Source organism: Halobacterium sp. BOL4-2 (assembly GCF_016917835.2).
In the GTDB taxonomy this organism is placed as follows: domain Archaea; phylum Halobacteriota; class Halobacteria; order Halobacteriales; family Halobacteriaceae; genus Halobacterium; species Halobacterium salinarum.
Window position 1 is genome coordinate 1,487,271 of the sequence record NZ_CP070332.2, and the last position, 17,906, is coordinate 1,505,176.

At 70.0% G+C, this 17,906-nt stretch carries 19 protein-coding genes; 4 read left to right on the forward strand and 15 right to left on the reverse strand.

Annotation, left to right across the window (positions count from 1 at the left end):
• Positions 1 to 5: 5 nt before the first annotated feature.
• The 9 genes from JRZ79_RS21200 to JRZ79_RS21240 are packed head-to-tail and all read right to left on the reverse strand — an operon-like array spanning position 6 to position 5,387.
• Positions 6 to 287, reverse strand: coding sequence for a DUF5808 domain-containing protein (locus JRZ79_RS21200; RefSeq protein WP_010903504.1), 282 nt, complete (start codon positions 285 to 287; stop codon positions 6 to 8).
• 47 nt (positions 288 to 334) lie between these two features.
• Complete coding sequence (locus tag JRZ79_RS21205) at positions 335 to 1,933, reverse strand: bifunctional N(6)-L-threonylcarbamoyladenine synthase/serine/threonine protein kinase (protein WP_205252153.1); 1,599 nt, start codon at positions 1,931 to 1,933, stop codon at positions 335 to 337.
• An 8-nt stretch (positions 1,934 to 1,941) separates the two neighbouring features.
• On the reverse strand, positions 1,942 to 2,076 hold the full coding sequence (locus JRZ79_RS21210; RefSeq protein ID WP_010903506.1) for a 30S ribosomal protein S27ae: 135 nt from the start codon (positions 2,074 to 2,076) through the stop codon (positions 1,942 to 1,944).
• Position 2,077: 1 nt separating this feature from the next.
• Positions 2,078 to 2,386: a 30S ribosomal protein S24e gene (locus JRZ79_RS21215; RefSeq protein ID WP_010903507.1), complete on the reverse strand. Its 309-nt coding sequence runs from the start codon at positions 2,384 to 2,386 to the stop codon at positions 2,078 to 2,080.
• 55 nt (positions 2,387 to 2,441) lie between these two features.
• A complete protein-coding gene (locus JRZ79_RS21220; protein WP_012289421.1) occupies positions 2,442 to 2,975 on the reverse strand; it encodes a DUF359 domain-containing protein in 534 nt (177 codons plus the stop codon).
• Positions 2,976 to 2,980: 5 nt separating this feature from the next.
• Positions 2,981 to 3,178, reverse strand: a complete 198-nt coding sequence (gene spt4, locus JRZ79_RS21225) for a transcription elongation factor subunit Spt4 (protein ID WP_010903509.1) — start codon at positions 3,176 to 3,178, stop codon at positions 2,981 to 2,983.
• Positions 3,179 to 3,751 carry a DNA-directed RNA polymerase gene (locus JRZ79_RS21230; protein WP_010903510.1) on the reverse strand — a complete coding sequence of 191 codons (573 nt, stop codon included), beginning with the start codon at positions 3,749 to 3,751 and terminating at the stop codon, positions 3,179 to 3,181.
• A gap of 3 nt (positions 3,752 to 3,754) precedes the next feature.
• Complete coding sequence (locus JRZ79_RS21235; RefSeq protein ID WP_010903511.1) at positions 3,755 to 4,138, reverse strand: hypothetical protein; 384 nt, start codon at positions 4,136 to 4,138, stop codon at positions 3,755 to 3,757.
• A 4-nt stretch (positions 4,139 to 4,142) separates the two neighbouring features.
• Positions 4,143 to 5,387, reverse strand: a complete 1,245-nt coding sequence (locus tag JRZ79_RS21240; protein WP_010903512.1) for a translation initiation factor IF-2 subunit gamma — start codon at positions 5,385 to 5,387, stop codon at positions 4,143 to 4,145.
• A 122-nt stretch (positions 5,388 to 5,509) separates the two neighbouring features.
• Between JRZ79_RS21240 and JRZ79_RS21245 the strand changes: the two genes are divergently transcribed.
• Complete coding sequence (locus JRZ79_RS21245; RefSeq protein WP_205252154.1) at positions 5,510 to 6,490, forward strand: DUF5787 family protein; 981 nt, start codon at positions 5,510 to 5,512, stop codon at positions 6,488 to 6,490.
• 5 nt (positions 6,491 to 6,495) lie between these two features.
• Here JRZ79_RS21245 and JRZ79_RS21250 read toward each other — a convergent pair whose 3' ends face one another.
• From JRZ79_RS21250 to JRZ79_RS21260, 3 genes are all read right to left on the reverse strand, one after another.
• Positions 6,496 to 7,317 carry an MBL fold metallo-hydrolase gene (locus JRZ79_RS21250; RefSeq protein ID WP_205251078.1) on the reverse strand — a complete coding sequence of 274 codons (822 nt, stop codon included), beginning with the start codon at positions 7,315 to 7,317 and terminating at the stop codon, positions 6,496 to 6,498.
• Entirely contained in the window at positions 7,314 to 8,630 is a 1,317-nt protein-coding gene (locus JRZ79_RS21255) for an ATP-binding protein (protein ID WP_205252155.1), read from the reverse strand. The genes JRZ79_RS21250 and JRZ79_RS21255 overlap by 4 nt, the downstream gene beginning before the upstream one ends.
• Positions 8,631 to 8,699: 69 nt before the next feature.
• Positions 8,700 to 10,415, reverse strand: coding sequence for a flippase activity-associated protein Agl23 (locus JRZ79_RS21260; RefSeq protein WP_205252156.1), 1,716 nt, complete (start codon positions 10,413 to 10,415; stop codon positions 8,700 to 8,702).
• Positions 10,416 to 10,544: 129 nt separating this feature from the next.
• Between JRZ79_RS21260 and JRZ79_RS21265 the strand changes: the two genes are divergently transcribed.
• From JRZ79_RS21265 to JRZ79_RS21275, 3 genes are all read left to right on the forward strand, one after another.
• Positions 10,545 to 11,687: a thiolase family protein gene (locus tag JRZ79_RS21265; protein ID WP_205252157.1), complete on the forward strand. Its 1,143-nt coding sequence runs from the start codon at positions 10,545 to 10,547 to the stop codon at positions 11,685 to 11,687.
• Between the two features lie 70 nt (positions 11,688 to 11,757).
• Positions 11,758 to 12,531 carry a glycosyltransferase gene (locus JRZ79_RS21270; RefSeq protein WP_205251082.1) on the forward strand — a complete coding sequence of 258 codons (774 nt, stop codon included), beginning with the start codon at positions 11,758 to 11,760 and terminating at the stop codon, positions 12,529 to 12,531.
• Positions 12,524 to 12,994: a GtrA family protein gene (locus JRZ79_RS21275; protein ID WP_205252158.1), complete on the forward strand. Its 471-nt coding sequence runs from the start codon at positions 12,524 to 12,526 to the stop codon at positions 12,992 to 12,994. Before JRZ79_RS21270 ends, JRZ79_RS21275 begins: the two co-directional genes overlap by 8 nt.
• 10 nt (positions 12,995 to 13,004) lie before the next feature.
• On the opposite strand, the gene JRZ79_RS21280 is transcribed toward JRZ79_RS21275, so the two are convergent.
• The 3 genes from JRZ79_RS21280 to JRZ79_RS21290 form a co-directional block, all read right to left on the reverse strand.
• Positions 13,005 to 14,870: a cation:proton antiporter gene (locus tag JRZ79_RS21280; RefSeq protein ID WP_205251083.1), complete on the reverse strand. Its 1,866-nt coding sequence runs from the start codon at positions 14,868 to 14,870 to the stop codon at positions 13,005 to 13,007.
• Between the two features lie 92 nt (positions 14,871 to 14,962).
• Positions 14,963 to 16,915 carry a long-chain fatty acid--CoA ligase gene (locus JRZ79_RS21285; protein WP_205251084.1) on the reverse strand — a complete coding sequence of 651 codons (1,953 nt, stop codon included), beginning with the start codon at positions 16,913 to 16,915 and terminating at the stop codon, positions 14,963 to 14,965.
• An 11-nt stretch (positions 16,916 to 16,926) separates the two neighbouring features.
• On the reverse strand, positions 16,927 to 17,835 hold the full coding sequence (locus JRZ79_RS21290) for an MBL fold metallo-hydrolase (RefSeq protein ID WP_205252159.1): 909 nt from the start codon (positions 17,833 to 17,835) through the stop codon (positions 16,927 to 16,929).
• Positions 17,836 to 17,906: the final 71 nt, after the last annotated feature.

Below are 17,906 nucleotides of genomic sequence, written 5' to 3' on the forward strand. Positions count from 1 at the left end.
GTCGGTTAGTCGTCGACCACGACTTCGACGGCGTCGTCGACGGCCGACTCGGCGTCCTCACTGGCGGCGTCGCTGCCCTGCTGTTGCCACAGCAGAACGCCCGCGACGCCGAGCACGATCCACGACCGCCAGTTCGCGAGGTTCAACGTGTACCCGATCCCGAACGGCTTCTCGACGAGCATGCCCTCGCCGGGCTGCCAGTACGCCGACAGCATCGCGGAGAGTTTCGGACGCTCGAAGTTGTACGGCACACCGAACAGGCTGCCGCTGGTGGGTTTCTCGACCATACGCCGTCTTCGGCGGCGGCGGACATATCAGTTTGGGAGCGCCCGGACTACGCCGTCTCGGGGTCGTCCTGGTAACGCCCCCGGCCCTCGACGGCGCGCAGCTGGTCGAGCACGCGCCCGCTGGCGGCGGCCTCCTCGTAGGCGTCCTCGAAGGCCGCAACGAGGGCGTCGGCGTCGGCGGCGGTGCCGACGAGGCTCTGCTCGAAGACGTGGCAGTCCATGGCGTAGTCCTCGACGGCGTCGGTGTAATACCCCAGCCCGAAGTCGATGAGGAACGTGCGCTCGGCGCCGACGCGCACGTTGCGCGTGGTCGGGTCGCCGTGCACGAACCCGCCGTCGTGGATGGTCGCGAGATGCCGGCCGACGGCGCGAACGCGGGCGGGCGAGAGCGCGTCCCGGAGGTCGGCGTTCCCGACGTGCTGGAGCGTGATCGTCGCCGCCGGCACGTCGACGTCGCGGACGAGCGGCGTCGGAACGCCCTGCCGGCGGGCGTCGCTGGTCAGTCTGGCCTCCAGGACGGTGCGGTCTCGGCGCAGGCGGTCGTCGAGGCGGTCGTGACGGTAGGCCTTCGGCGCGCGCTCCTTGATCACGGCGTCGTCGGCGAACGTGACGGTGGCTTCGGCGCCCTGGCGCACGGCGTCGGCCCCCGGGTCGCGTGCCGGCGACTCGGGGTCGCGCCACGTCACCGACACCTCGTCGGGGCGGAACCGGGAGTTGATCGCGGAGTCGGCCACGGGGATCGTCGCCCCGGCGGCCGCCATCTTCGCGCCGAGCACCGCGATCATGCCCGCGTTGTCCCGCAGGAACCGCGGCTCGGGCGCGTGAAACGACGCCCCACGGGCCGCACACATCGCTTCGAGCATCCCCCGCAGCCGGTCGTTCTGGCCGACGCCGCCGCCCAACACGAGTTCGTCCCGGCCGGTGAGCGCGAGCGCGCGCTCCGCGACCTCGGTCAGCATCGCGAACATGGTCTCCTCCAACCCCCGGCAGACGTCGGCCACCGGCACGCCGTCGTCGACGGCGTCTTTGGCGGCGCTCATGATCCCGGAAAACGAGAAGTCCATGCCCTTCACCACGTAGGGCAACGCGGTGTACTCGCCGTCCCGGGCGTGCGTTTCGACTTTCGGCCCGCCGGGGTGCTGCCAGCCGACGTGGCGCGTGAACTTGTCGATGGCGTTCCCGACGCCGGTGTCCATCGTCTCCCCGAGCACGCGATACCGGCCGTTGCGGTACGCCAACACGTGGGCGTTCGCGCCGCTTGCGTTCAGGCAGACGGGCTGCTGGAACCCAGACTGGTGGCGGCCGATTTCGAGGTGCGCAACCATGTGGTTGACGCCCACGAGGGGCACGTCGAGAGCCTGAGCGAGCGCGCGCGCCGCCGATCCGACGATGCGCAGACACGGCCCCAGGCCCGGCCCGCGGGAGAACGCGACCGCGTCGATGTCGCCGTCGGCCGCCCCGAGCACCGTCTCGATGACTGCGGGGATCGCCTCCCGCATGTGTTCGGCGGCCTCGCGGGGATGAATGCCGCCGCTGTCGGGCTGGTACGCGTCGGATTCGATGACGACAGAATCAGCAGCAGCGTCGGCGTCGTACAGCGCCGCGCTCGCACACCACGCTGTCCCTTCGACGCCGAGCACGCGCATCTATACCGTTACTCCCACTCGGTGTACCCGCAGCGCCCACACACCTGGCGGTCGTCGTGGGCCGCGAGGAACGTGTCCCCGCAGCGCGGGCACATCTCCTTGTCCGTCGTGCCGTCGTCGCTGTAGTAGTCACCGCGCGCCATTTTACTCGGCCTCCTCGGCGTCGGCGTCGTCGGCGCCGATCTTGTTCCGTTCGAGCATGTGGTCGTGTTCGACCTCGGCGGCCTGGGCCGGCGAGTCGTACACCTTCGCCCGGCCACGCGTCTTCCGCATGCCGAACTTCGTGTCGAGCTCGTGCACGACGACTTCCTCGGAGTCTTTGTCGAGCTTCGCCGCGAGACTGTCGCGCACGGACAGCCGCGACGGAGTGGCGTCGTCGTGCACGATCTTGAACTGGACGTCCGTCCGGTGAAGCAGGGGATTGTCCTCCTGCCCCAGAATCTCGATTTCCATGGTCAGTTAACACGTACTTGCGCGGGAAATCTGTAAAAGCATTTCGAACGCCGCATCAGTCCACGAGTCGCCAGAACGCCGCCGTCGTCTCCAGGCGGTCGGCGCGCTCGCGCATCTCCGCGCGCCCCGCGTCGGTCACGGGCACCCGCACCATTCCCTCGCCGGGCTGGCCGTACACCACGGTGGCGTCGGCGGGCGCCGCCAGCACCGCGGGGACAACAGCGAGGTCCTCCTCGCCGTCGACGGACACCACGGTGGCGTCGGCGTCCGCGATGGCGTCGACGAGCGCGCGCACCAGCGACACCGACACCGTCCCCGGCTCGCTGGCCACGGTGAGATCGGGCTCCGGGATCGCGTCCCGAACGGCGGGCCGGACGGCGTCACGCTCGGTGCGCCCGTCGACGACCGCCACGGCCGGCGTCTGCCCGGCATCGACGAGGTGGTACGTCACCACGTCACCGACCGCAATGATCGGGGGCGTGGCGTCCGCCAGCAGCGCCGCCGCGTCCGTGTACACGGGCCCGATGGGGGATTTGAACGCGTCCCGAGCGTCGGCCGGCAGCGTCGCCGCTGCGTCCGTCTCCGACACCGTCCTCACCGAACCTTCAGCGCGAACTCGCCGGCCTCATGCACTTCCATCTTGTCCGCGATCTCCGAGGTGTCGGGGTGGGTGATCACCACGTAGCCCGCCCAGTCCTCGGTGAGACTGTTCGACGAGCAGTACGGACACATCTCCTCGTCGGGCTCGACGATCCGGTGGCAGTCGTGGCACGCGAGGCGATTCGACGCCATCTACTCGCCCTCGCTTGCCGCGTCGGCCTGCTCGCGGTCGGCCTGCAGCCAGCCGTGCTTTCCGAGGCCGGGCTGTTTCGCTGTCAGGCCGATCTTCGACTCCCGGGGGTTGCGCTCGTCGATGCTCTTCGTGACGATGCGCGCCCGCACCGAATCACCCGTTCCGAGCACCTGATTCGACTCCCGGGACGCCAGCTGCTGGTTCTCCTCGTCGAAGGCGAGGTATTCGTCGCTGATCTGGGAGACGTGCAACAGCCCGTCGACCGGGCCGATGCCGACGAACGCCCCGAAGCTGACGACTTCGACGACCTCGCCGTCGACGACCTCCTGCATCTCGGGCTCGAACGTCACCGCGTCGAACTCCGCCTCGTAGTAGACGCCCGGACGGTTCGGCAACACCGCGCCCTCACCGAGGTCGTGGACCTCAGTGACGGTGACGATGCTGCCGACGTCTTCGTCCATGCGTCCTTCGAGTTTGTCCTGTAGTAGCCGCTTCACCAGGTCCGGACCGACAGCCCCGAGATACTCGGGGGGGACCTCTATCGTGTCTTTCAGCCGTGCTCGCTTGTACATCTTCTATGGTCGAGTGATGGTGAGTTGCGTCCGGCCCCGTAAATGAATTACCGGTGTGCCCGCGTCGAGCACGCGCTCTTTCAGGGGGCCGTCGTTCGTCACGACCGCGTCCACGTCCTCACTCACCGCAAGCGCGTGGAGCGCGTCGTCCGCATACGATACGTCTGTCCGGAGCGTGCCACACCGGTCGGTCGCCAGATCCACGCCGACGCTGGCCGCCGACGCCGTCTCTCCCGCGCCCGCCGCGAGCGCCACGAGCTCGTCGTGGACCGCCTGGGGGACAACGGCGTCGTAGTCGCCGAGCAGCCGGTCGAGCTCCTCGAAGAGCCGGAGCGGCTGCGTGGCCGGCAACAACAACGCGTTGGTGTCGATGGCGACCGCCTGCATGCGTCTACTCGGACTCCGTCAGCGTCCCGACGCCGATGAGTCGCCAACGCGCGCCGACGCGACGGTTGATCGCGATCTTCGCGCCGGCGGGCGCACAGACGGGCCGCTTGAGTGCGACCTCGCACTCGCCGTCGCGCGCGCTCGTCACCGACCCGACGGTGGTGGCGGTGCCGACCGTGAGCATCAGCGGCTCACCCGTCGAGATGTCGTCGATCTGCTCGCCGTCGGCCGCGCCGACGAGCCGCTCGAGCAGATCCACGTCCATCTCGAAGGACTCCCACGTCGGCGGCAGGCTGCCGGGCGGCCCGGCGACCTGGCCGGCGAGCGCGTCGCCTTTCGTCAGGCTCGGGTCGAGGCCCGTGCCCACGCCCAGGAGGCCACCGGGGCTGGCGCTGTCGACGTCCTCGCCGCCGGCCTGGAGGCTGCGGACGTCCGTGGTGACCGGCCGCCACTCCGTCTTCCCGCCTTCCTCGACCTCGCGGCCGGGGCGGAGTTCGAGTTCGTCGCCGGCTTCCAGTTCGCCGTCCACGAGGCTGCCGCCGATGACACCGCCGAGGAGGCCGCCCCACTCGGTTCCGGGGCGGTTGATGTCGAACGATCGCGCGGCGTACAGCAGGGGATCGGCGCTCGGGTCGCGGTCGGGGGTCGCGATCTCCGTCTGGAGGGCGTCGATAACGAGATCGACGTTGATCTCCTGTTCGGCGGAGACCGGGACGACCGGCGCGTCCTCCGCGACGGTCCCCTCGACGAACGCCTGGATCTCCTCGTAGTTCTGTCGGGCCTCCTCGGCGTCGACGAGGTCGACTTTGTTCTGTGCGATGACGATGTTCTCGATGCCGATGATGTCCAGCGCCATGAGGTGCTCCTCGGTCTGGGGCTGGGGCACCGGCTCGTTGGCACCGACGACGAGCACCGCGCCGTCCATCAGTGCGGCGCCCGACAGCATCGTCGCCATCAGCGTCTCGTGGCCGGGGGCGTCAACGAACGAGACTGTGCGCTCGATTTCGGTGGCGGTGTCGTGCTCGGGGCACGTCTCCGCGACCGTGTAACACTCCGGTTCGTCGCAGTCAGGGCACCGACGCAGCGTGGCGTCGGCGTACCCGAGGCGGATGGAGATCCCGCGTTTCATCTCCTCGGAGTGCTGGTCAGTCCACTCACCGCTGAGTGCGCGGACCAGGGTCGTCTTGCCGTGGTCGACGTGGCCGACCAGTCCGATGTTCACCTCCGGTTGACGGTGTTCGTCTGCCATGTTCACAGAGTAATCTTGCGTGAATTTCGCCCCGAGCGACTGATAAACCTACTGTTACGGAGTCGTCGCCGGAACCCCATGGGCAACGGTTTCCCGAACGGGTGCCGTACGCGGGGGTAGCCGTGCGAGAGTACGCCTTCGAACTGCGGCTGTGCGCGCACCTCGAAGCCGACGGAGTGCCCGGCGTGGGGGAGGCGGGCGTCGTCGCCCGGCAACTCGGGACGAGCGTGCACGCCGCCGGCGGGCGCATCGTGGACGCCGTCTGCGTGCTGCCGGGGCCGGCGTTCGACGCCCGGATGGCGCTCACCAGCGACACCATCCCGCGTGCGGTGCTCGACGCGCCCGTCCCCGTCGGGACGTACGAACGCGTGACACGGGTGTTCGACGGCCCGCCGGAGCGCGCGCGAGCGGTCGCCGACGCGGGCGCCGAAACCGGGTTCCTGGACGTGACACGCCGGGACGGCCAGCAGGTCGTCCGCCAGCCCACACGCTACCCGGAGTGGATCGGCGGCCTGGTCGGCGTGGAGAACAAACCCGACCTGGAGCGGCCGGGCGGCCTGTCCCGCCAGCTGCGCCACGACGCCAGCCTCGGCGTGCTCGACTACGCCGTGGTGGCGACCGAATCACACGTCACTGGCGCGCACCTGAACCGGCTGCCCGACGCGGTGGGGGTGTGGCGCGTGGATTTCGACCGCGAGCGACCGATCCGGATCGTCCGGGAGCCCGAGCGCCTCGACGCCGCCGGCCCGGGCCTGGAGGTGCTCGACGAGCACGCGGCGCGCACCGACGTGCGGCCCGTGAGTGGCGCGGCGAAGGCGCGCCAGCGGCGACAGATCGCCGAGCGCGCGCACGGCAAGGGGTGGCGGACGTTCGACCTGCCGGGCTGCGCCCGTGCGTCGACCGGCGACGGCGGTGTCACGCTGCCGTACTGCGAGCACTTCGGTCGAGTGGTCGACCCGGCACGCGAGTGTGGCACCGACTGCCCGGGGTTCGCCGACGCGGATCCGCCGGCGGTCGCCCTCGACGTCGAGCGCGAGCGCCGAACGCGCTGGGAGCGCGACGCCGGTGGCCGCCACCGGCAGGCCGGCCTCGACCAGTTCTGAGCCGGTCAGAGGCGGATCGTCTCGCCGTCGACCGCGATCTCGTCGGCGAACGCTTCCTCGACGGGGTAGTAGTGGGCGGCGTGGACGACCCGCGTCCGGTCGGCGTCGAGGTCGTCGCCGAGCGCGAGCGCGCCCTCTCTGGTCATGTGTTTCGTGCCGAACGTCCGTGGGACGCCGTCGGCGTCGGGATGGCGGCCACCTTTCGGGTGGTGGTGGGTGAGGTGTGCCGGCACGATGCCGTCGGCCACCAGCAGGTCGGGGTCGCGCATCGCGTCCCGGGACGCCTCGGGGATCGCGTACGTGGTGTCCCCGGAGACCGCGAGTTTCGCGCCGGCGCGCTCGACGACGACCCCGTAGCAGAGCAGGGGCGGGTGGTCGACCGGAACCAGCGTGACGTCGAAGCCGGCGGCCGCAAACGAGCGGCGTGGGGCGACGCCACGGAGGGCGATGCTGTCGAGGTAGTCGTACTTCCCGGCGACCGTCTCGGCGACCGACTCGCCGGTGGTGGGGTCGGTGTCGGTGGCGGCGTACACTGGGAGGTCGTCGAACAGCCGGTAGGCGTTCCCGAGGCCGTCGAGGTGGTCGAAGTGAACGTGCGTGACGACGCCCGCGTCGGGCAACGACGGGGCGTCCGTGCGGAGGAACTGGGCGCGGAAGTCCGGGCTGAAATCGATCAGCAACGCGTCCCCGGACGCCTCGTCGGCGACGTGGACGGAGAACCGGGTGCGCTCCACGCCGCGCTCGCGGGCGGCCTGACAGGTCGCGCAGTCACAGCCCGGCGTCGGCGTGCCCGTGGTGTCACCGGTCCCCAGCAGCGTCACCTTCATTCCGGATTGGGAGCTGGATGGTCGTCGTGGGTGTGGTCGCTGTGGGTGTCGTCGATCGCGTCTTCGAGGGTGTCGAGGTTGCGGAGGTGGTCGCGGTCCTCGAACTCAGAGATGGCGGCCATGAGGTCGTCCTGTGTGAGTTCCGTGCGGTCCTCGACGAGCGCGTCGAGGACGGCTTCCCGGAGCACCAGCCGGAGGTCGCTGCCGGTGAGGCCACTGGTTTCGGCGGCGAGCGCGGCGGGGTCGAAGTCGGCGATGTCCACCTCGCTGGTGACCAGCGAGATGATGTCCGCGCGCATCCCCTCGTCGGGCCGCGGGAACGAGAGGATCTCGTCGAAGCGCCGCCACGCCGCCGCGTCGAGCTCGTCGGGGTGGTTGGTCGCGCCGATGAGCAACACGTCATCGGTGACGAGGCTGATCTCGTCGATGGACTTCAGCAGCGTGTTGACCGCGCGCTTGATGGCGTTGTGCTCGTCGCCGGTCCGCGTGGTGGCGACGAAGTCGAACTCGTCCATGAAGAGGATGCACGGCGACAGCCGTTTGGCCACCTCGAAGACTTTCTCGACGTTTTTCGCGGTTTCGCCGAGATACTGGCTGGTGATCATCGAGAGCTTGACCTCGACGAACGGCAGGTCGAGTTGGTGGGCGAGCCCGCGGGCGGTCGAGGTTTTCCCGGTGCCGGGCGGCCCCACGAACAGCAGCTTTCCGACCTCGTTGAGGCCGATCGTCGCCAGGTAGTCGCGGTGCTCGATGGCCTTCGCGACCTTCGACATCTCGGCTTCCTGGTCGTCGGTGAGCACGATGTCGTCGAGGGACACCGTGAGCTCCGCCGGCGACCGCACGTCCACGAGGTCGAGCATCTCCTCGTCGTCCTCGTCGAAATACTCCTCAAGCAGCCCGTCGATCCACTGCGGGTCGGCCTGAACCGGCCGGTTGGCGTCGCGGGCGGTCTCGTAGTCGACGCCGAACTCGTCGCCGAACACGAACGCCAACACGGGGTTGGCGCTGATGCGGTCGGCGGCCGCGCGGTCGACGAACCAGTCGATCGCCATGTCGTCGTCGACCAGCGTGATGCTGCCGGCGAACGCGTCCCGGTCGGTGAACATGAGCTCGGACACCGCCTCCCAGGGGTCGGCGATGCCGGTGGCGTCGCGGGTTGCGTCCTCGGTGGTTTGTGGCGGTCGGGGGACGCCGTCGTCCCCCCAGAGCGCGATCCGGTGCGCCGGTGGCAGGTCGTTCTCGTCTAGGTCCTGGTGGCGGTCGTAGACGCGGGCCGTCAGCAGGAACTCCACGACATCGAGAGCCTCGGTCACTACCCAAGAACTACCGTCGCATCCCGTTTAAGCGCGTCGCAGTCGGGCCGAGATGTGGGGGCCGCGCGGTCACTGCTGGGCGGCCGGGACCGCGGTCGTGTCGACGTATATCACGAGCGTGTTGTGGCCGTCCGTGAGATACCGGGGGTAGGTGTGGCGCTCGTAGTGGCTGTTGTCCGCGGCCGCGAGCAGCGCCGCGAAGTCGTCTTCTTCGCTGACCACCGAGATGACGACCGGCGGCGGCGTGTCGGGGACTTCGGCGGCGGTCTGGACGGTGGTTGCGTTCGCGCCCACCTGTGAGAGATACCAGGGGAACGGCAGGCGGTCGTGCCACCCCGACGGCGGGCCGGTGGTGAGGTTGAACGTGCCGTCGCCGGCGTCGCTGAATTCGAGGCCGTCGTCGGCGGTGTCGTTGCTGTCACCGTAGTACAGCACGTCGAGGCCGCTCGTGGCGGTGGCGGCCCGCTGGATGTCGTCGATGGTGGGCTGCATGGTGCCGCCGGGCTGGGCGTACTGCACGAGCGGGTTGCTGGGGGACTGTGGGTGTGTGTAGGTGGTTTCGGCGGCGACGGCACCCATGCCGGCGGCCGAAACGACGAGCACGGTGACCGCGAGCCGGACGGCGGCGGTGTCGCCGGCCGCGGCGCCGCGGCGGCCGTATCTGACGACGGCACCGACGCCGACGGCCGCCGGGATGGCGAGCGGGACGAGGGCGTTGACCGCCGTCCAGGCGGCGGCGATGTCCACGACCGCGGGGTATCCGAGCACCGAGAACACGCCCCAGTAGAACGCGAACGACACCAGCGGGCGTGGCGTCTCGGTGGCGTAGCGGTTCGCGAGGAAGCCGACGACTGCGGCGACGGAGACGACGGTCCCGCAGGCGACCAGCACGCTCAGGTCGTGGCTGAGGAACGCGACGTAGGAGTGGGCGACCGTGCTCGTGGACGCCCAGAGGTCGGCGAACTCGTGGTAGGTGCCGATCGTCGCGGCTTCGAGGACGGCGGGCGCGCGGCCGGGCTGCTCGAAGAGGCGGTAGAGGTCGGGCTTGGGCGCGTAAAACGAGACGACGATGACGGCGGCGGTCAGCGCGCTGCCGGCGAGTGCGGCCTTCGCGCGCCAGGCGCGGTGGCGGATGCGGGCGGCGGCGCGACGGGCGACGGCGAGCCGGCTGGTGTCGGTCGCGCCCGCGACGGCCATGCGGTCGTCGGTCACGAGCGCGAGCGCGCCGAACCAGCAGAGCGGATACAGCAGGCTGTTCTCCTTGGTGGTGAACGCCAGCGCGAACGGGATGGCGCTGGCGTAGAGGTATCGCGCACGATGAGTGTCCAGGAACCGAACGAACAGCCCGACGGCGGTGAACATGAACCCCGCGAGCAGGAGGTCGTTGCGCATGAACCGCGAGTAGTACAGCACCACCGGGTTGGCCGCGAGCAACACCGCCAGCGCGCCGACTTCGACGTCCGAGAGGCGGGTCCGGTAGAGCCACGCCGTCAGCGGGAGGAGGCCGCCGACGACCGCGACCACCAGTCGCATGGTGAAGTCGGTCGCGCCGAACACGTCGAAGACCACGCCGTTGACGTGTGGGAGGAACGGCCCGTGGATGATGGGGCGGTACTGCCACGCCCCGAGGTCCATGTACTGCAGGGTCCAGTCGGCGACCCGGGCTTCGTCCTGGTGGGCGACCCGCCAGCCCAGCGCCCACAGGCGGGCGAGGAGAGCGGCGGCTGTGACGGCCACGACGGCGGCCGCGACGCGGGGGGACGAGTCGTCGCGGGAGCGACGCATGTACACGCGGTTGCGGGGACGGGAGTAAACGCTTTCTGGATGCGGGCTGCGGGATCACGGCCAGTAAACCGCTGGCTGGATGTCGGCCGTTGTGGGAGCTTTAAGGAGCGGGGCGCGCTCGCGTTTGGTATGGCAGCCACCACCACTCCGGTCATCGCTGCGGCCTACCGCACCCCACAGGGAAAGGACGGCGGCGTGTACGCCGACACGCGCAGCGAGGACCTCTCGGTGACGGTCATCGACCACATCCTCGCGGAGACAGGGTTGACCGGCGACCACATCGACGACCTCCAGTGGGGGGTCGCCCAGCAGCGCACCGAGCAGGACAACAACGTCGCGCGCGTCATCGCGTTGCTCTCCGAGCTCGGTGAGAACGTGCCGGCGGCGTCGATCAACCGCTGGTGTGCGTCCTCCATGGAGGCCATCATGCGGGCCGCGGACGCGGTGCGGGCGGGCCAGCGGGACGCCGTCATCGCGGGCGGCGTCGAGAACATGAGCCGGGTGCCGATGGACGGCGACTCGTACGCCCACCTGCATCCGGGGCTGAGCGAGCAGTACAACGTCCCCGAGCTCGAAATGGGGATGACCGCCGAGGAGGTCGCCGAGCGCCACGGCATCACGCGCGCCGAGCAGGACGAGTACGCCCTCCAGAGCCAGCGGCGGGCGGCGGAGGCGACCGACGCCGGGCGCTTCGACGACGAGATCGTGCCCGTACAGACGGACAGCGGCCTCGTCGAGGAGGACGAGGGCATCCGCCCGGACACCACGCTGGAGGCGCTCGGGGAGCTCCCCACGGTGTTCAAAAGCGACGGGTCGGTGACGCCCGGGAACGCCAGCCAGATCTCCGACGGGGCGGCGGCGACGCTCGTGACGAGCGAGGCGTTCGCGCGCGACCACGGCCTCGACGTGCTGGCGCGCGTCGGCGACCACAACGTCGCGGGCGTCAACCCCGAAGTGATGGGGATCGGGCCGGTGCCGGCCACCCGCGGCCTGCTCGACCGCACCGGCGAGGACATCGACGAGTTCGACCTCGTGGAGTTGAACGAGGCGTTCGCCTCCCAGACGCTCTACTCGCGGGACGAACTCGGCATCGACAACGACCGGTTCAACGTCAACGGCGGCGCGATCGCCGTTGGCCACCCGCTCGGTGCCAGCGGCGCGCGCCTCCCGGTCACCCTGATTCACGAGATGAACAAGCGCGACGCCGGGAAGGCGCTGGCGACGCTGTGTGTCGGCTTCGGGCAGGGCGCAGCGATCTCCTTCGAGCGATAACCACCCGGTGCGGTGGCGTGGTGGACCGAAACCACGAAACTGATACCACCGTCCCGTGTTCGTCCGGGTAATGACCTCCGTCGGCATCGTCGTCCCGGCCTACGATCCCGACATCGACCGCCTCACGGCGTACCTCGACGCCCTCCGAGAGACGTTCGACCCCGCCGCACTCCGCGTTGAACTGGACGCCGCCGGCCCCGGGGTCGCCGACCGCATTCGGGACGCCGGGGTGACGGTCGCCGAGAGCGCCGGCCGCCGCGGGAAGGGCGCGGCCATCACCGCGGGGTTCGAAGCGCTCGACACCGACGTGGTGGCGTTCGCGGACGCCGACGGCGCGACGCCCGCGGGCTCGCTGGCCGAGGTCGTCGCCCGAGTGACCGACGGGGACGCGGACCTCGCAGTGGGGTCGCGGCGGCATCCGGACGCCACCGTCGAGAGCCACCAGACGGTCGTCCGGCGACTGCTCGGCGACGGGTTCGCGTGGCTCGCGGGCACCCTGCTGGCGGTGGACCTCCACGACTACCAGTGTGGGGCCAAAGCGCTCACCGCCGCGGCCTGGGAGCGCGTCCGCGAGCACCTCTACGAGGCGGGGTTCGCCTGGGACGTGGAACTGGTCGCGGTCGGGGGCGCGCTGGGCTGTCGGGTTGCGGAGGTCCCCATCACGTGGGAGGACCAGCCCGGATCGACGGTGTCGACGGTGCGCGCGCCGGTGGGGCTGCTCGGGGCGCTGGTGCGGGCGCGCCACCGCGCCAAGCGCCTCGGCGACAGCCGCCTGCACGCGGCGCTGGCGGCGCGTGGCAGCGATGATCGTGCGCTGATCGACCGACCGGGCAGCCATGAGTGAGCGCCGCGACCGCATCCGGGCGGCGGTGCCGGCACGGATCAGCGCGCTGGCGTCGCGCGCCCGGTTCGGGAAGTTCGTCTCCGTGGGTGCCGTCGGCGCGGTCGTCGACGTGACGACGCTGCTGGTGTTGACCGAGGCTGCGGGCGTGTGGGCGGCCGCCGCGAACGTCGCCAGCATCGAAGCGGCGATCCTCGTGATGTTCGCGGTGAACGACCGGTGGACGTTCGCGGACGCGGGCGGCGGCTCCGTGGGGCGGCGGCTGGTGCGGTCACACGTCGTGCGGGCGGGCGGGTCGACGCTGCAGTACGCGCTGTTCGTCGGTGTGTTCTACGGGGTCACCGTCGACGCCACCGTCTTCGGGGTTGACTGCTGGCTGATCGCCGTGAAAGGCGGCGCGATCGCGGTGGCGATGCTCGTGAACTACGTCTTCGAGAGCCTGTTCACCTGGCACGTCCAGGAGTGAGCGGGCGCGACTACCCGTCGTCGGGGTGACACCAGTTGAGGGCGTCACGAACCGCCTCCTTGCGGCCGAGGAACGTGAGGTGGTCGCCGTGCTGGATGGTGAACTCGGGGTTGGGAACCTGGTTGTCGCCGTCGCGGCCGGCGAGCGCGATGATGACGCCCCCGGGGAGGTCGTCGTCGAGGTCGGCGATCGTCAGCCCGACGAGCTCCTCGGAGGTGACTTCGACCTCTTGGACGTCGCCGCTGCGGCCGATTTCGGTCATCCAGTTCGAGAGCGCGGGGCGCTCGATGATGTTGTCGATGCCCCAGGCGGTCGCCAGCGACGACGAGACCGTGCTCACGCCGAGGTCCTCGAAGGCGTCGATGTTGTCCGGGTTGTTCGCGCGGGCGATGATGGTGTCGATGTCGAACTTGGAGTCCGCGAGCTGTGCGACCAGGAGGTTGACGTCGTCGTCGCCGGTGGCCGCGGTCAGGATCTTGGCGTTCTCGGCGCCGGCCGCCCGGAGTTCGTCGGTGTCGGAGCCGTCGCCGCTGTGAACGGTGTACCCTTCGTTGCGGGCGCGCTCGACGGCTTCGGGGTCGTCTTCGACCAGCACCACGTTCTCCCCGCGGTCTTCGAGGCGTTCGGCGAGCGCGCGACCCACGGTGCCGCCGCCGACGATGATGACTCGCATGGGAATCACGTCGAGCGCCTGGGCGATGTGTCTGGCGAAACCGCCCTCGAAGACGACCGTCAGCAGGATCGTGAGAAACACCGTGCCGACGAGGACGTTTGCGGCCTGGGGCATGCCGTAGCCCTGGAGTTCGACGGCGAACAGGGTCGCGACCGACGCGGGGATGATGCCGCGCGGCCCGACGGCGCTCATGAACACGCGCTCGGCGGACGTGTACCGCGAGCGGGCGGTGGACGCGAACACCGCAAGCGGGCGGATGACCAGCGCCACCAGGACCGCGACCGCAAGCCCCGCGACGCCGAGATCGAGCAGCGTCTGGAAGGACAGCAGCGCCGCCAGCCCGATGAAGACGAACGACAACACGACGAGCGTGACGTCGCCTTTGAACGCCTCGATCTCCTTCTCGTAGGGGAGGTCGGCGTTCCCCAGGAGGACGCCCGCGGTGGCGACGGCGGCGATCCCGGCTTCGCTGTAGAGGGTGTCCGCTGCCCCGTACGCGACGAGCGCGCCGGCGAGTACGACCAGGCGCGCGTTCTGTGGCGCGTTGCCCTTCGAGAGATCGATCCGGCGGAGGATATACCAGACAACGGCGGCGACGACCAGCCCGACGAGGACGCCGGTGCCGAGTCGCGTCACGAAGTCCTGGAGCACCACGTCGACGGAGCGCTGGGGGTTCTCGACGACGCGAAACACGACGATGGCGAGGATGGCGGCGGTCACGTCGTTGACCACGCCCTCGGTTTCGAGGGCGGCGCCGACGCGGTCGCGGACCGGCACCACGCTCAGGATGGGCGTGATGACCGTGGGGCCGGTGGCGACGAGCAGGCTGCCGATGAGGAACGCGACATCCCAGCCGGTCCCGAGCAGAACGCGCACGACGATGGCCGTGCCGAACAGCGCGATGGCTGCGCCGACGGTCACCAGCCGGAGCCACGCGCCGGGGGCTTCGCGAAGCTTCTCCAGTTTGAGGTGGAACGCCCCCTCGAAGACGATGACGGCCACCGAGAGCCCGACGATCCCGGCCAGCGTGTCGATGCCGCCGAACGACGACAGCGTCACGACGCCGAGGACTTCGGGGCCGACGACGATGCCGGCCAGGATGAGGAACAGAACGCTGGGGACTTGGAGCTTGTCGGCGACGACCTGAGAGAGAACGCCGAGTGCGATGATTGTCGCAACGACGGGAATGATTCCGGAGCTCATTGCGCAGCCTCCAGTCGTATCACGTCTTGCTCGTTGTCGCGCGAGCATAAATCACCATGGGTATCGGCCGAAACGACAGCGTCGGCGGTGTGTTAGGTGCTGAATTCGGAGTCGTCGTAGACGTCGCCGACCGCGTCCGCGAACCGGTCACGGATGTGGTGGCGTTTCTTCTTCATGGTGGGTGTGAGGAGGTCGTTCGCTTCCGTGAACTCGGTCGCCACGAGGCGGAACTGCTTGATCCGCTCGTAGGGCTCGAAGCCGGTGTTGACGTCGTCGACCGCCGACTGGATGCGCGCGCGGACGCGCTCGTCGCGGCAGATCGCGTCGCGGTCGTCGGGGAGCGCGATCTCCTGGCTGGCGGCCCACTCGGAGACCGCGTCGAAGTTCGGAACCAGGATCGCGGAGACGAACTTCTGGCCGTCCCCGACGACCATGGCCTGTGCGACCAGCGGGCTGGCGGCGAACGCGTCCTCGATGGGGCCGGGGGCGACGTTCTTGCCCGTCGAGAGGGTCAGCAGTTGCTTGGCGCGTTCGAGGAACCGCACGTAGCCGTCGGGGCGGAGTTCGACCACGTCGCCGGTGCGGAACCACTCTTTGCCCTCACGGGTGACGAACGCGGCGTCGGTGGCATCCGGCAGCCCCCAGTAGCCGTCGAACACTTGTGGGCCGCGCGCGAGCAGCTCGCCGGCGGCGCCGTCACAGCGCTGGCGTTGCTCGGGGCTGGCGATGGTCTCGTCGACGGTCAGCTCGGTGTCCGTGACCGGCGGGCCGATGGTGCCGACGATGGGGTCCTCGTAGGGGTTGACCGCGAGCACCGGACTGGTCTCGGTGAGGCCGTAGCCTTCGAGGATTGGCAGCCCCATGCCGTGGAACAGCGCACACAGCTCCGGGGACAGCGAGCCACCGCCGGAGATGAAAAACTCGATCTCCCCCCCAAGGGCGTCCCGGATGTCCGAGAACACGAGCGTGTCCGCGAGGGCGTGTGCGGCGCGCAGCCCGATCCCGGGGTCGTCGGTGGTGTGGGCGGCGCGGCCGACGCGGGTCGCCCACTCGAAGACGCGCTCGGAGACCGGGGAGTCGGCGGCCTGCTCGCGGATGGTGTCGTAGAGCTTCTCGTAGACGCGGGGGACGCTGGTGGCGCTGGTGGGTTCGAAGAGGCCGAAATCCTCCCGGAGCGTGTCCGGGGATTCGGCGTAGCAGACCTGCGCGCCCGACGCCAGCGGCAGGAAATGCCCCGAGAGCCGCTCAAGCACGTGTGCGAGCGGGAGAAACGAGAGGTGGCGGCTGTCGCTGGTGACCGCGGGGGCGTCGCCGCGGTCGGGCCGGGGTCCGAATCGCCGCCGGGACTGGTTGAGGTTCGCGTGGAAGTTCCGGTGTGTGAGGGCGACGCCCTTGGGCGTTCCCGTGGTGCCGGAGGTGTAGATGAGGCTCGCCAGGTCGTCGGGATCGCGGTCGTCGATCCAGCCCTGGTAGGCGTCCGGGTCGAAGGCGTCGCGGCCGCGGTCGTAGACCGCTGACAGCGGGCGCGTGTCGTCGCTGGGGGTGTCCATCGTGGCGACGAACTCGAGGTCGTCGAGGTCGGATTCGACCTCGCGGACGCGCTGGCGGAGGGTGTCGTTCTCGACGACGACGCCGACGGCGCCGCTGTCGCCGAGGAGGTGGGCGATCTGCGCCGGGCTGGAGCTGGCGTAGACGGTGGTAACCGCGCCGCCGGCGGCGAGCACGGCGAGGTCGCATTGCGCCCACTCCATGCGGGTGTGCGCGAAGACGCCGACGCGGTCGCCGGCCGTGACGCCGAGGTCCCGGAAGCCGGCGGCGAGCGTGCGAACGATGTCGCGGAGGGCGTCGTAGCTGAGCGTTTCGACGCCGCCGTCGGGCGCGGGGTCGACCACCTCGGGGGCCAGGCTGCGGTCGTAGACGCCGCCCTTGTACGCCTGGGCGGGGCTGTCGGCGTGGCGTTCGGCGGCGTCCTCGAACGTGCGTGAAAGTGTCTGGCGTGCGATGACGTGGTCGTCGTACTCGCGTTCGGCGTCGCGGGGGTCCATGTCGGCTACTCTCAGGCCCGGGTGTTAAGATACCGGAGAACGCCACGAACGTTCATTTTGGTTTCCGCGCGGGCCTTGTGCTCGCCCCAGACGTCCTCGACGGTCGTCGTGGCGGCGAAGTGGTCGATGGCGGCCGCCTCGCTGTGGCGCTCGATGACCTCGCGTTTGACCGCCGCAACCCAGTCTCGGAGCACGTGCTCGTACTCTTTGAGGACGGCGTCGGTGTCCGCAGGCCCCGGGCCGAAGTGCGCGTACAGCAGCGTCTCGGGGTCCAGGCGGCGGATCATCTCGACGTCGTCGATGCACTGTTCGAGGTCGAAATCCGTCGGCGGGCTGGTCTCGCGCACGCGGTCCTGGGCGCGGACCCAGATGCCGGCGGCGTCGGCGGTGAGCACCGCATCACAGGAGTGATCCTCGAACACCACCTGGTGGGGTGTGTGTCCGGGGGCGTGGTGTGCGGTGAGCGTGCGGCTCCCGAGGTCGACGGTGTCGCCGTCGGTGAGCTCCACGACCCGGTCTTCGGGGACGGGCGTCGGCTCGACGTAATACTGCCACTGGTCGCCGACCGCCTGTTTGGTGCCCTCGACGAGCCGCTCGGGGTCGACGACGTGGCGCGCGCCGAGTTCGTGGACGTACACGTCGGCGTTCGGGCACGCCTCGGCGAGCAGGCCAGCGCCGCCCGCGTGGTCGAGGTGGACGTGGGTCAGCAGGACGGCCTGGAGGTCTGCGGGCTGGATGCCGTGCTCTTCGAGGGCGTCGAGGATGCGCTCGTAGTTCGTGCCGGTGCCGGTGTCGACGACGGCGGGCCGGTCGGCGTCGATGACGTAGACCGAACCGTACTCGGCGGTGTCGTACATGCCAGTGTCGACGAACGAGATGCCGGGACAGCCGGACACGTCGAAGACGTCGCCTGCGCTCATACACGAACGGGGAACGGCAGCCGGGAAAAGCGTTGGCGTGGCAGCGACACCGCCCGGCGTGACTGCATCAC